14 protein-coding genes are annotated in these 13,196 nt (G+C 57.1%); 12 read left to right on the forward strand and 2 right to left on the reverse strand.

What is annotated here, in order from left to right:
• On the reverse strand, positions 1 to 652 hold a 652-nt coding region (locus AC221Y_RS11985), incomplete at its 3' end, for a TRAP transporter large permease subunit (protein ID WP_486707392.1).
• Between the two features lie 70 nt (positions 653 to 722).
• Positions 723 to 1,673, reverse strand: a complete 951-nt coding sequence (locus AC221Y_RS11990) for a TAXI family TRAP transporter solute-binding subunit (protein ID WP_299753397.1) — start codon at positions 1,671 to 1,673, stop codon at positions 723 to 725.
• A gap of 255 nt (positions 1,674 to 1,928) precedes the next feature.
• Here AC221Y_RS11990 and AC221Y_RS11995 point away from each other — a divergent pair, with 255 nt between their 5' ends.
• The 12 genes from AC221Y_RS11995 to pcaG all read left to right on the forward strand — a co-directional run bounded on the left by AC221Y_RS11995 (position 1,929) and on the right by pcaG (position 13,153).
• Complete coding sequence (locus AC221Y_RS11995) at positions 1,929 to 2,723, forward strand: nitroreductase family protein (RefSeq protein ID WP_299748482.1); 795 nt, start codon at positions 1,929 to 1,931, stop codon at positions 2,721 to 2,723.
• Between the two features lie 306 nt (positions 2,724 to 3,029).
• The gene (locus AC221Y_RS12000) at positions 3,030 to 3,758 is read left to right on the forward strand and encodes a GntR family transcriptional regulator (RefSeq protein WP_486707393.1); all 729 of its coding nucleotides are present in this window, start codon (positions 3,030 to 3,032) and stop codon (positions 3,756 to 3,758) included.
• A 20-nt stretch (positions 3,759 to 3,778) separates the two neighbouring features.
• Entirely contained in the window at positions 3,779 to 5,188 is a 1,410-nt protein-coding gene (gene ligM, locus AC221Y_RS12005) for a vanillate/3-O-methylgallate O-demethylase (protein WP_299748476.1), read from the forward strand.
• Positions 5,189 to 5,284: 96 nt separating this feature from the next.
• On the forward strand, positions 5,285 to 6,259 hold the full coding sequence (locus AC221Y_RS12010) for a TRAP transporter substrate-binding protein (RefSeq protein ID WP_486707394.1): 975 nt from the start codon (positions 5,285 to 5,287) through the stop codon (positions 6,257 to 6,259).
• Between the two features lie 4 nt (positions 6,260 to 6,263).
• The gene (locus AC221Y_RS12015) at positions 6,264 to 6,767 is read left to right on the forward strand and encodes a TRAP transporter small permease (RefSeq protein ID WP_299748471.1); all 504 of its coding nucleotides are present in this window, start codon (positions 6,264 to 6,266) and stop codon (positions 6,765 to 6,767) included.
• On the forward strand, positions 6,764 to 8,068 hold the full coding sequence (locus AC221Y_RS12020) for a TRAP transporter large permease (RefSeq protein WP_299748468.1): 1,305 nt from the start codon (positions 6,764 to 6,766) through the stop codon (positions 8,066 to 8,068). Before AC221Y_RS12015 ends, AC221Y_RS12020 begins: the two co-directional genes overlap by 4 nt.
• Before the next feature lie 7 nt (positions 8,069 to 8,075).
• Positions 8,076 to 9,044 carry a VOC family protein gene (locus AC221Y_RS12025; RefSeq protein ID WP_299748465.1) on the forward strand — a complete coding sequence of 323 codons (969 nt, stop codon included), beginning with the start codon at positions 8,076 to 8,078 and terminating at the stop codon, positions 9,042 to 9,044.
• The gene (locus AC221Y_RS12030; RefSeq protein ID WP_299748462.1) at positions 9,044 to 10,234 is read left to right on the forward strand and encodes an OsmC family protein; all 1,191 of its coding nucleotides are present in this window, start codon (positions 9,044 to 9,046) and stop codon (positions 10,232 to 10,234) included. Before AC221Y_RS12025 ends, AC221Y_RS12030 begins: the two co-directional genes overlap by 1 nt.
• A gap of 6 nt (positions 10,235 to 10,240) precedes the next feature.
• Complete coding sequence (gene pobA, locus AC221Y_RS12035; RefSeq protein WP_299748459.1) at positions 10,241 to 11,410, forward strand: 4-hydroxybenzoate 3-monooxygenase; 1,170 nt, start codon at positions 10,241 to 10,243, stop codon at positions 11,408 to 11,410.
• Positions 11,411 to 11,423: 13 nt separating this feature from the next.
• A complete protein-coding gene (gene pcaC, locus AC221Y_RS12040; RefSeq protein WP_299748456.1) occupies positions 11,424 to 11,801 on the forward strand; it encodes a 4-carboxymuconolactone decarboxylase in 378 nt (125 codons plus the stop codon).
• Entirely contained in the window at positions 11,798 to 12,535 is a 738-nt protein-coding gene (gene pcaH / locus AC221Y_RS12045; protein WP_299748453.1) for a protocatechuate 3,4-dioxygenase subunit beta, read from the forward strand. Before pcaC ends, pcaH begins: the two co-directional genes overlap by 4 nt.
• A 3-nt stretch (positions 12,536 to 12,538) precedes the next feature.
• A complete protein-coding gene (pcaG, locus tag AC221Y_RS12050) occupies positions 12,539 to 13,153 on the forward strand; it encodes a protocatechuate 3,4-dioxygenase subunit alpha (RefSeq protein WP_299748451.1) in 615 nt (204 codons plus the stop codon).
• Positions 13,154 to 13,196 lie beyond the last annotated feature (43 nt).

The raw sequence follows: 13,196 nt of genomic DNA on the forward strand, positions 1-13,196 counted from the left end.
ATCCACCGCGGAAACGCCCCATGGCGATCATCGCGGCGTCGGTGAAAAACTGGGAGCCGCCGGTAACGCCCAAGAGCACTCCGAAGAAGATAAAGGTGATCACGACCGTCGAGGCCACTGACATTGGAAGGCCAAGAATGCCATTGGAATCAACGGCTAAATAACTCGCGAGAAGCTGCCAATTCTGTGGGCGCCCTTGCAGGCGGCCGGGCACGAGATCTCCTATGAGGGCATAAAGAAGGAAGGCGCCGATGATGATGATCAGCGCGGGTCCAGTCGTACGCCTGAGCGCTTCCAGAAGGAGAACAACAATTGTGAAGGCCGGGATCCAAAGCGCTGGCGGGCGCGAGAAAATCATCAGAATGAGTTGTGGGTAGGCCACCATGACATATCCGACCGCCAGCATGGACAGGCCGGCAAGGATGACATCGTAGAGCGGGACGTGATCTCGCGGCGCGCCACGGCGTGCGGGCAGTGTGATGTAGGCGGCGGGCAGGGTGAAAAACAGGATCGCGGCGAAGAACTGCTGTGGATAAAGGTCCAACCCGATCTTGCGTTGAAGTGACAGCGCCCAGCAGATTGCAGTCAGCACAAGGCCGGCCGCAAGAACGTCTGCGACCGGCTTTGCGATGCGTGCGGGAAGGCCCTTCATCGTGCCTGTTCTTCTTTCTCGGGGGCGCACCTTTGTGCCCCCGTTTCCGTCGCGCTTGCGCGGCGCGGTGTCAGTTGAGGCCGACTTCTTCGAAGAACTTCAGCGCGCCGGGGTGGAATTCGGATACCCCGTTGTTACCCCTCATGTTTTCGGGCCGGAACGCGCGGAACGGCGGGAAGGTATCGGCCATGACTTGCGCATTTTCATACATCGCCTTGGCCATTGCGTAGACCACATCATCGGGTGCATCCGCGTGGGTGAATATGACTTGCGGGAAGGCGATGTAGGTCGTGTCTTCAAGCACGCCGGGCATCCGGCCTTCGGGCAATGTGAGGAAGAACGCTGTGGGCCAGTGTTCGCGAGCCGCCGCCAATGCGGCGTCGCTGTCGTCGTCAACGCCAAGGGCGCGCAGGCCACCGACAGCTGCGTCGGCCTCGCGCACCTTTCCGGCGCCGTGTGCGAAGATGAAGCCGACGGTGTCACCGGCCATGAAGGCATCAGCGCCTGCGACGACGCTTGCGACCGAGACTTTTTCGACATCGTCGCGTGTCATGCCAGCCGTCGCATAGAACGCCGAAAGCTGTGGAAGGATGGTGTTTTGTGCCGTGTAGCCGTCGGTCATAGGTTGACCGTTTAGATCGGCGATCGACATTATGTCACTGTCTTTGCGAACAAAGATCGCTTCGACCAGGGGCATCAGGTGCGCGACGACGCGGATGTTGGGGTTCTCGACGCCATTCCACCATGCTTCGCCGGTGATGGAATAGTTCACCTCCTGAAGGTTGGAGACGCCGAAGTCGATACCACCTTGATTGACGAAGGGGATGAATTGGTTGGGGCTGGTCGCGGGCTGAATTGTTGTATTCAGGCCTCCTGCATTGGCGGCGTTGGCGACGGCTGTTGCGATGTTATGAAACAGCGAGCCCGGGTTTGACGTGGCGATGCCGACGTTCTGTGCGGATGCGGCGGTGCCTGCGATTAGGCCGATGGCCAGAGCCGCGTTTGTGAATAGTGCGTTCATTGAAAGTCCTCCCGTGTGGCCTCAATTTTGGGTTAAAATCCCAATTATTGAGAATACTAGGACATTAGAGGGCGGAGGAGGAATATCAAGAGATTTGGGCGAGAGTCGTTTTTTTGGATTTTTGAACTTCATGAACTGAACGGCACTTTAGCAGAGATCCGCGAACGAACCCTTAACGGCGCGCGCCGATGAAGCTGTTGTCGGATGGGTTCGGATGATGTTTGCTGGGTTTAAGTATTGTCTTGGAGGACGCTGATGACCGATACGACTCCCGCCGTTGATCTGAAAGACGCTGAAGCAGAAGTGGATTTGCCAGAGATCGGGGATCGAAGTCGATACGATGCTTTGATGCAGGTGATCCGCAATCGGGTAACGGTTCGCAAGTTTAATCCGGACTTTAAAGTTCCGACTGAACACTATGAAATGATTATCGAAGCGGCGCGACATGGGCCTTCGGGTGCAAATTCACAGCCTTGGCAATTCATCGTGGTGAGGGAGCCTGCGATGAAGCAACAAATTGCTGAGTATTTCGTGGCAGAGCAGCGGTTTAGGGCGAAGGCGAAGATGAAGTTTCCGACTCCTGACTATCGCGGGCTGGCGACGGCTCCGGGGTTTGTGGTGGTGTGTTCTGATATGCGATGGACCAATGCGTTTCCTGTGCTGAACGATGATTCAGCTTTGGACCGTAGTTACCATGAAAACGCTGAGAGAATTCTGCTACAGTCGGTTGCTGCCGCGACCATGTCGGCGCATCTGGCGGCGGCGGCTTTGGGGTATAACGTCTGGTGGGTCACGGCGATCGGGCAGGAAGAAGCGCAGGATGCGATCCGGCCATTGCTTGGAATTCCACCGGAGATTTCGGTACTTGATATCATGCTGTTCGGGCCTCCGGCTGCTGCCCCATACAAGCGGTGGCGGCGACCGCCCGAGGAGATACTGCATTGGGATCACTACAATTGCGAGCACTTTATGAGCGACGCGGAGCTTGAGGACTGGATCAAAACGCGGCGGCATCGGGTGATGTATAAGGATGCGTCGAAGATCGACTAACAATACTTTTGTCGGTGGTAAACTCCTCTGTGAGCTGAAACCGATAATGTCTCAGCGTTATTCGTTAATTCAGAGGCTTTCGGGGCGATTTCGCGACGTCCGTACCACGTCGGTTTTGTATCGGCGCAGGCGTTCGCTCTGGTAGAGAATGGCTGACGCAGTGGGCGCTGGCAGGCACTCCGCTGAATTTCCATTTATGTATACATAATGTTGTAAACTCGGTCGTTAGAGGGCAAGATGTGTGCTATTGACAGGTTTCTGTATACATTCTAGCCCTTACACTCGGTAAGCTGTTGGGAGGTGGCTTTGGGAGATCGGTCGACACAGTTCGACAAGGCGCTGATGGGCCTTCGCACACTGGTGATGACCGGCGCGTTCGAAGCGAACACGCGGTTGCCCGAGGTTGCTCTGTCGGAACGGCTTGGCATTTCCCGCACTCCCCTGAGACAAGCAATGGACCGGCTCGTGGCCGAAGGACTGCTGGAGCGGATTGCGACGGGCGGCGCGCGGGTCGCCAGCTTTACCGTGGACGACATCAACGACGCGATAGAATTGCGTGGTGTCATCGAGGGCACGGCTGCGCGGATGGCGGCAGAGCGGGGGGCTGATCCTTTGATGATGGGTGAAGCCGAACGGACGCTGGCAGAAATTGATACTGCACTTGCGGCGCCGGACGGCATTGATCTGGACGCCTACGTCCGTCTGAACGCCGGGTTTCACAGCCTTTTGGCGCGTATGGCAGGCAGTTTGATCGTTCAGCGCGAGATCGAGCGGGTTGTTCAGCTGCCTTTGGCGTCGCCGTCTTCTTTCCTGAAAGAACAGGAGCTGATCCCGAATTTTCGAGCGTCCCTGACGCGGGCGCAGTGGCAGCATAAGGCCATTCTTGCCGCGATCCGGGCGCGGGAAGGTGCACGGGCCGAAGCGCTGACGCGCGAGCATGCACGGCTTGCGCGCGAAAATCTTGAACATTTTGCCAAAGCCGGACCGGGGGTCGCGACACGCGTTCCGGGGCTTTCGCTTGTAACACCTGACTAACTCCAAGGGAGACACCAACGATGCCGAGCCTGTCCGATGTGATGAAGACCCACGCCAACCCTGTTGAAATGCTGAGAAATTCTCAGATCGGGATGTACGTCTATCCGGTTGTAACGCCGGAGTTTCGCAACTGGCGGGTGGAGCAGGAAGCCTGGCGGCACACTGCAGTTTTGTTCGACCAATGCCATCATATGGATGAGCTGATCGTTGAGGGGCCTCAGGCGGAGGCTTTCTTATCCCATCACGGAATTAACTCGTTTTCGAATTTCGGTCTGAACCGGGCCAAGCATTATGTCCCGGTGACGCCCAATGGCCATGTGATCGGCGACCACATCATTTTCCGCGAGCGGGAAGACAAATTCATTCTGGTAGGGCGTGCGCCGACGTCGCATTGGCTGATGTTTTGTGCGGCGACCGGCAATTGGAACGTACGGATTAAGCATGATCCGCGCTCGACCTCGCGCCCTGAAGGCGAGCGGGTTTTGCGGACCCATTATCGCTATCAGATCCAAGGCCCCGACGCGCCGAAGATTTTCGAGAAGATGAACGGCGGGCCGGTGCAGGACATTAAGTTCTTCCATGTGGACTGGATCAATGTTGGCTCGAAGAAAGTGCAGGCGCTGCGCCACGGCATGTCGGGGGCGCCGGGTCTGGAAATATGGGGCCCTTACGAGGACAAGAATTACATCCATTCGACGATTATGGAGGCCGCGCGCGCCGCGGGCGTTGATCTGGTTCAGTGCGGCAGCCGGGCCTATTCGACCAACACGCTTGAGAGCGGGTGGATCCCCTCTCCGCTGCCTGGGATTTACACGGGCGACGGCATGATGGCCGAATATCGCGATTGGCTGGGGTCGGATATGTACGAGGCCGCAGGCGCGATTGGCGGAAGTTACGTGTCGGACAATATCGAGGATTACTACGTCAATCCGTTCGAGCTTGGATATGATTTCTATATTGGCTGGAAGAAGGATGACTTCGTGGGCAAGGAGGCCCTCGCCCGGATGAAGGAAAGCGGCACGAATCGGAAAAAAGTGACGTTTGAGTGGAACAAAGAGGACGTTCTTAAAGTTATTGCGTCGGCCTTTGACGACGGTATTCCTTACAAGTGGATCGACTTCCCACAGCCGAACTATGCGTCGTCTTCTGCTGATATGGTGATGCATGGCGACAGACAGGTCGGCATGTCGATGTTCAACGGCTATAGCTATAACGAGCGCTGTGTGTTGTCTTTGGGTGTGGTCGACCAATCGGTTACGGTTGGCGATGTGCTGACGCTTAAATGGGGTGAACCGGATGAGACGCAAAAGACGTCTGCCGAAAAGCACCGTCAGGCCGAAATTCGCGTGCGGGTGTCTGATACGCCCTATGCGAAGGAAGTCCGCGAGGGCGGGTATGCATCCGATAGCTGGCGTGCGACGTCGGCTTGAGGCAATGATAGTTGGGCGGCGTCCCTTTTCCGGGGTACGTCGTCTGAGGGTTTCGGAGCCGCCAATGACGCGGTCCGATTTTTTGGGAGGACTTAAATGACACTTAAATCAACATTTCTGGGCGCGGCTCTGGTTGTTGTTGCTGCCTTTCCGGCAGTGGCACAGGAGTTGAAGTTCGCGAATTTCACACCACCATTTCACACGGTGAATGCATCCGTCATTGAAAAGCTGAATACGGATTTGGCAGCTGCGACAGGCGGCTCTTTGACCGTGCGTGGCTATCACGGGGGCGAGTTGGGCAAAGGCCCGGTCGAGCAGTATATCCGTGCCGTTCAGGGCGTGGCTGACATCACCTGGGGGCTTCAGGGGTATACGTCCTCACAGTTCGAGAAAGCGATGATTGTCGAGCTGCCGGGCGTGGTGCCAGAGGGCAAATCGGGCGCCGATGCGCTTTGGGATGCGATGGCCGAGATTGGCGGAGAGTTTCCCGGCACGGTGCCTGTGGCGCTTTGGACGTCCGAGCCGAACGTGATGATCATGCGTGACAAGGTGATCCGCACGCCCGGCGATCTGGAAGGTCTGAAAATCCGCGTAGCGGGCGCGACGGCTGGCAAGGTGGCCGAGGCACTTGGGGCGACCCCGGTGCAGATGCCGATCAATCAAGTCTACAACGCACTTCAGACCGGTCTGATTGATGGCGTGTTTACAGGGTCATCGACTTTGGATGACTTCAAACTGGACGAGGTCGCGGATGCGTTCACCATCGGTGCACCGCTTGGGCGTTTGTCGTTCTTCGCGGTCATGGGCCAAAGCTCATATGACGTGCTGTCGGACGAGGCGAAAGCGGCGCTTGAGGCCAATGTCGGGCGCGATTTGTCAAACAATGCCGAGACCGCGTGGAACGAGACCGGCGTGATCGGTGTTGCGCGGGCGCGCAAGGATGACAAGAACACCTTTGTCGATCTGACAGCAGAAGAAATCCAAGCCTTCACTGACGCGGTTTCTTCAGTGACATCGGATTATGTGGCCAGTGTGGGCGGCGATGCGGCATTGGCCGCAATGCAGCAGTAAGCATTTGGATCAATTGCGTAAACTGGCGGACAGGCTTATCGGCCTGTCCGCCGCGATCGGCTCGGCTGCGCTTCTTTGCGTGGTCGGTGTCGTTCTGCTTGATGTGGTGGGGCGCGCTTTTGGCAATCCGCTTTATGGCGGTCAGGACATCACCATGATGGCGATGACTGTGATGATTTTTGCTCCGATGGCGCAGTGTGACCGGCTTGGCGGGCATATCGCCGTTGATCTTTTCGAGCGCTTTTTCCCGGCAAAATTGAATTACCTGATCGACATCGTGGTTGCGATTTTTGGGGCGGCGATCTTTGCCGCTCTTGCCTGGGCCACTTGGGATTCCTCACAGCTTTCTGTGATGCTGAACCTGTCGACCAACCTTTTGTACCTGCCCAAAGCGTGGTTTCAATGGGCGATGGTCGCATTCATGCTGTTGGCGGCGTTAGGCCTTGCACTGCGCGCGGTTGAACTTGCCCTGACAGGGCGCGACATTCGCTCGGAGAAGGACGCATGAGCGCGGCTTCGGCGGGTATTTTCGGAATTATCGTTCTGTTTGGGCTTTTGGTTCTGCGCATCCCTGTCGCGTTCGCGATGTTCATCGTCGGCTTTTTCGGCATCTGGGCGTTGAACGGGTTAAACGCGGCGACGTCTCTTTTGGCGTCGGAGGCGTTTACTTTGGGGTCCTCGCCCGAACTGGTTGTGATCCCCTTGTTCATTTTGATGGGCAACGTGGCCTCGATCACGGGAATGAGCCGACAATTGTACGACGCGGCCTATGCGGTGATCGGTTCGGTGCGGGGTGGTTTGGCCTCGGCGACTGTCATTGGTTGCGGTGGGTTCGCGGCATTGTCGGGCTCGTCAGTCGCGTCGGCTTTGACGATGGGCAAGGTCGCCTTGGGCGAGATGGAGCGTTACAAATACGACCCGCGCCTGTCGACCGGAGTGGTCGCGGCGGGCGGTACGTTGGGGATTTTGATCCCGCCGTCTACGGGCTTTGTAATCTATGCAATTTTGACCGAGCAATCCATCGGGCGGCTGTTTTTGGCAGGCGTATTTCCGGGGCTGTTGCTTGTGTCGTTGTTTGTGCTGGCGGTAACGGTGCTTTGCTACATTAGGCCGGAATACGGGCCTGCGGGGCCAAAGACTGGTCTGAGAGAGAAGCTGCGTGCGGTATCGCGGGCGGGGCCGATTGTGGCGGTGATTGTGCTAACCATCGGAGGCATTTACGGTGGTTTGTTTTCACCCGTCGAGGCAGCGGCCGTTGGGGCAAGCGCGGTTATTCTGATCGGGTTTGTAACGCGTGCGCTGCCGATTGTGGCGCTTTGGAAGGCGGCCAAAGATTCCGTCGTGACGACGGCAACGGTCATGCTGATCTTGATCGCGGCGCATCTGATCAACCCGTTTCTGGCGCTAAGCCATATACCGACCGCCGTGGGCGGTTTCATGGATGGGCTGGATTTATCAGCGACCGGCGTGTTGCTGTTGATCCTTCTGATTTACATCATTCTCGGGTGTTTTCTGGAAGGGTTTGCGATGCTTGTCCTGACGCTTCCGATCTTTTTTCCAATCATAGTCGCCGAGGGCATTGATCCGATCTGGTTCGGTGTTCTGGTTGTTCTGGCATTGGAGATGGGACTGATTTCGCCGCCTGTCGGCTTGAACGTGTTCATCGTGAAATCCATCGCGCCGAAGGTGTCTTTGGGCGAGATTTTTTCGGGCGTGGCGCTATTTTGGCTGATGATGCTGGTGGCGTTGATCATCCTTGTGATGTTTCCGCAGATCGCGCTGTTCCTGCCCACAACGATGTTTGGGTAAGGGCGCCATGGGTGAGCCGTGTTTTGATATCGCACATCTGGGCCACGTTGAGGTTCTGACCGATAAGTTCGAGGAAAGCCTCGATTTCTTCACCCGTGTTTACGGTTTGAAGCTGTCGGCGCGCGAGGGTGACTGTGCGTATTTGCGGGCGTGGGACGACTATGAATTCCATACGCTGAAGCTGACGGCGTCCGAGACGACCGGGGTCGGGCACATCGGCTATCGGGTGTCGTCCGAGGCGGCCCTGGCGCGCCGGGTCGCGGCGATTGAGGCGTCGGGGTACAGCGTGCACGGCTGGGTGGACGGTGACGCGGGCCACGGCCGGGCGTTTCGGTTTGAGGACCCGTTCGGGCATGTTTTCGAGATTTACTGGGAAACGCGGAAATTCGAGGCGACGGGCGACGATGTGCCTGCATTGAAAAACATGTCGAGCCGGTTTCACGGCGTTGGTGCGTGCCCGCGGCGTTTGGATCATCTGAACTTACTGGCCTCGGACGTGACCGAGTTTCGCGATTTTATGCAGACCTGTCTGGGCAGCCGTGTGACGGAGCAGATCCGGCTTGATAACGGTCGCCTTGGAGGCTGTTGGTTCACGATCAACAACAAAACTTACGATCTGGCCTGCACCGAAGAACACGGGAAGGGCGCGAACCGGCTGCATCACGTGACCTATGCCGCGGATCAGCGCGAGGACATTTTACGGGCGGCGGATATCTTTCTGGAAAACGGCGTTCATATCGAAACCGGGCCGCACAAGCATGGCATTCAGGGCACGTTTTTCCTGTATGTCTGGGAGCCTGCGGGCAATCGGGTGGAGTTGGCAAACGCTGGTGCGCGGCTGATTTTGCAGCCCGATTGGGAGACGATCACCTGGACTGAGACCGAGCGTAAGAAGGGTCAGGCCTGGGGTTTGAAGACAATTGAGACGTTCCACACGCATGGGACGCCGCCGGGTGAGACGAATGGGGGGACGTGATGGCACTTGGGGAAAATATCATTGCTGAAAGCGGGGGTGCGCCGTTTTATCGCGTGACCAATGCGGATGCGACGGGTCTTTTGGCGCCTGCAAACCGCAAGGGCGATGCGGTGCGTACCTGGGTGCGATCGTTGTCGGGGTTTCAAAAAGAAGCGTTGGTAGTGTCGGCCCGTTCGGGATTGATGTGGCGGTTGGTTTCGGACGAGGGCGCGTATCTAAGCGGGTATGACGCAGCACCTTGTCCGTTGTCGTTTCTGACCACGGGAATGATTTCGAGCTATATGAACGAGATCACGGCTTTGGCGGCTGAACAGGGTCTTGAATTTCGTAAGTTGCGGATTATACAGAACAATTATTATACGATGAGGGGTTCGATGCGTAAACGCACTATGACGGGTGGGGCGTTGCCGGTGGAGCTTGAGGTCGAGGTGGAGTGCGATCTTGATGATGCTGCGCTGAACCAGTTGGTGATGGACGCCGTGCATGCCTCGCCGCTGAACGGTTTGATGCGGGGCGTTTTACCAAGTTATTTTACGCTGTCGAAAAACGGCGTCGAGATTGACCCTGCCAATGCAGTGAAGTTGGAAGGTCCGGCTGTGGGTGATCCAAAGGGCGCGGCGCCGGAAGCTGGCGAGACGGATTTGACCTTGATTGAGCGCCTTGGGATCTCGCCTGAAAAGGCGGTGCAAAAGGGCACTGCGAAGGCCGCGTCAAGCCTGACAGACGAACAGGATCGCACGCTTAATCCGGCGGCGATCTGCACGCTGCGCGCCGATGGCATCAAAGAGATCGAGCAGCATCTTTATAGCCCGCGAGGGTCGGTTTTCCGCTTTTTAAGCGAGGAGGCTCCGGCGGCGGGTGGAATGGGGCGCGCGCCAGATGCGGTGAGTTACATTTCGGCGGGAATTGCGTTTTGTTTTATGACGCAGTTTGGCCGGATGGCGTCGATGGAGAAGTTGGACTTACTGTCCTATTCGATCGTGCAGGACACGCATTTCAGTCTTGGTGGGGCGTCGGGCGGAACGGGACGCGCGGGCGAAGCGGACCCGGTTGAAACCCATGTGCATCTGGTAACGAGCGAGGCTGATGCAGTGGCGCAGGATATGTTGGATGTGTCCGAGCAGACGTGCTTTTTGCATGCGTTTTGCCGGACGGAATTGAAGACCAGACTAAAGATTACAAGGGTTTAACGAACGATGCGGACGCAAGTTGCAATCATAGGCGGCGGACCTTCGGGGCTTTTGCTTTCGCAGCTTTTACACGTTCGTGGGATCGACAGCGTCGTGGTCGAGCGTAAGACTAAGGATTATGTGCTGGGCCGTATCCGGGCGGGGGTGCTTGAGCAAGGGCTTGTGGCTTTGATGGAGGAAGCTGGCTGTGCGAACCGGATGCACGCTGAGGGCTTCATCCATGACGGCGCCTTGATTTCTTACGGCGACGAGATGTTTCGGATCGATTTTTCCGAGCACACCGGCACGCCGGTGATGGTTTACGGGCAAACCGAAGTGACGCGCGATCTTTACGCGGCGCGCGAGGCTGCAGGTGGGCGGATCGAGTTTAGCGTCGAGGACGTGGTTATTCGTGGCGCAGACAGCGATGCACCGCAGGTGACCTATACAGTCGATGGCGAAGCGCGGCGGATTGAGTGTGATTTCGTGGCAGGCTGTGACGGATTTCACGGGGTGAGCCGCAAGACCATTCCTGACGATGTGCGGCGCGAATACGAAAAGGTTTATCCCTTTGGTTGGCTTGGCGTTTTAAGCGAGACTCCACCGGTCAATCACGAGTTGATCTATGCCAATTCGGCGCGCGGCTTCGCGTTGTGTTCGATGCGCAACGAGAACCTGAGCCGCTATTATATCCAGTGTTCGTTGGACGACTGCGTTGAAGACTGGACGGATGACGCGTTTTGGGCTGAGTTGAAACGTCGGATCCCGAAAGATCAAGCGGACAAACTGATAACGGGACCGTCGATTGAGAAATCCATTGCTCCGCTTCGGTCGTTTGTGACCGAGCCGATGCGCTGGGGGCGGTTGTGCCTATGCGGGGATGCGGCGCATATTGTACCGCCGACCGGTGCCAAGGGCCTGAACACGGCGGCGTCTGATGTGCATTATCTTTATAATGCGTTGCGGGACTTTTATGAAAACGGGTCTGAGGTTGGTATAGATGGATATTCCGCGACCGCCTTGGCGCGTGTCTGGAAGGCCGAGCGGTTTTCCTGGTGGTTCTCGTCGGTGATGCATCGTTATCCGGGTCAGTCGGATTTTGATCTGAAGATGCAAATTGCTGAATTAGAATTCTTGCGGTCGAACAAAGCAGCGCAAACTGCGATGGCCGAAAATTATGTGGGCTTGCCATACTGAAGAGGAGACTGCCATGAGCCGATCTGATGACGGCATGAGGGTGCGACGCGCGGTTCTTGGTGACGCCCATGTTGATAAGGTCGAAGCGGACAAGGTGGCATTTGATGCGCCGTTTCAAGAGATGATCACCGAAGGGGCCTGGGGCACGCTTTGGGCGGATGATACGATCTCGCGTCGCGAGCGGTCGATGCTGACGCTGGCGCTTTTGGCGGCGACGGGGAATTTCGACGAGATACCGATGCATATCCGCGCCAGTGCCAACACCGGAGCCAGCCCGCAGGATGTGTTGCAGGCGTTTATGCATGTAGCCGTTTATGCGGGCGTACCTAAAGCCAATCATGCGATTAAGCTCGCCAAACAGACCTACGACAAGATGGGAGTTGCTTTATGAGCCTTATCAAACAGACCGGCGGGTTTGTGCGACGTGACCGGGATCAACAGCCGGATGCCTACACGCCCGCCTATAAGACTTCGGTGAAGCGCAGCCCGACGGCAGCCCTTTTGTCATTTCCGACAACGTTAAGCGAAGAAACCTCGCCGGTGTTTGGGCAGGGTCTGATCGGTGAGTTGGATAACGATCTGATCGTGAATTTCGCCCAACCGGGGGAGACCGCGATCGGGCCACGGATCATTGTGCATGGGCGCGTGTTGGACGAGATGGGCCGGTCCGTGCCGGGGGCGCTGTTGGAGTTTTGGCAGGCCAATGCGGGGGGGAGATATCGCCACAAGAAAGAGGCGTATCAGGCGGCTTTGGATCCGAACTTTGGCGGCTGTGGGCGCACGATCACGGGTGAGGATGGCAGCTACGAGTTCCGCACTATACAGCCCGGACCCTATCCTTGGCCCAATGGGCCAAACGACTGGCGGCCTGCCCATATTCACTTCAGCGTCTTTGGGCACGGGTTTGCGCAACGGCTGATCACACAGATGTATTTCGAGGGGGATCCGCTTATTCCGCTATGTCCGATTGTCGGAGTGTTAAAAAGCCAGGAGGCGCTTGATGCGTTGGTTGCTCCGCTGGATATGCAGCGCACGGTGCCAATGGACAGCCGAGCGTACAAGTTTGACATTGTGCTGCGTGGGCGGCGCCAGACCTACTTCGAGAACCGCAAAGAGGGACTTTGATAAATGGTGCAGAAAACTGAGTATCTGAAGGAAAGCCCAAGCCAGACGGCGGGCCCGTATGTACATATTGGGTGCATGCCGAATTTTACCGGCATCGAGATGTATGGCGGCGATCTTGGCACATCGATGAAAACCGGTCCGGTGCAGGGTGAGGAGATCACGATTAAGGGTACGGTCTTTGACGGGATGGGTGCGCCGATGCGCGATGCGATGATCGAAATATGGCAACCGGATGCGGCGGGTTTGTTTCCCTCGGCCAACGAGGTGCGGGGGAAGGCTGATCCGAATTTTACCGGGTGGGGACGGTCTCCAGGCGATATGGAGACCGGCGAGTATACCTTTGAGACGGTAAAGCCAGGTGCGGTTCCAATGCCCGACGGGCGGATGCAGGCGCCTCATATAACGGTGTGGATCGTGGCGCGGGGGATCAATATCGGCCTTCAGACGCGGGCGTATTTCGAGGACGAAAGTGCGGCCAATGCTGCGGATCCGATCCTTGCGCGTATCGAACATCAGGCACGTGTGTCGACGTTGCTGGCCCGAAAAGAGGGCGCTGGGATTTATCGGTTCGACATTCACATTCAGGGTCCGATTGAGACCATCTTCTTTGATATTTGAGGGACATTATGGGCAAACCTTGCATCATCTGCGTCGCGATCAC

It is taken from the genome of Boseongicola sp., from assembly GCF_057460485.1.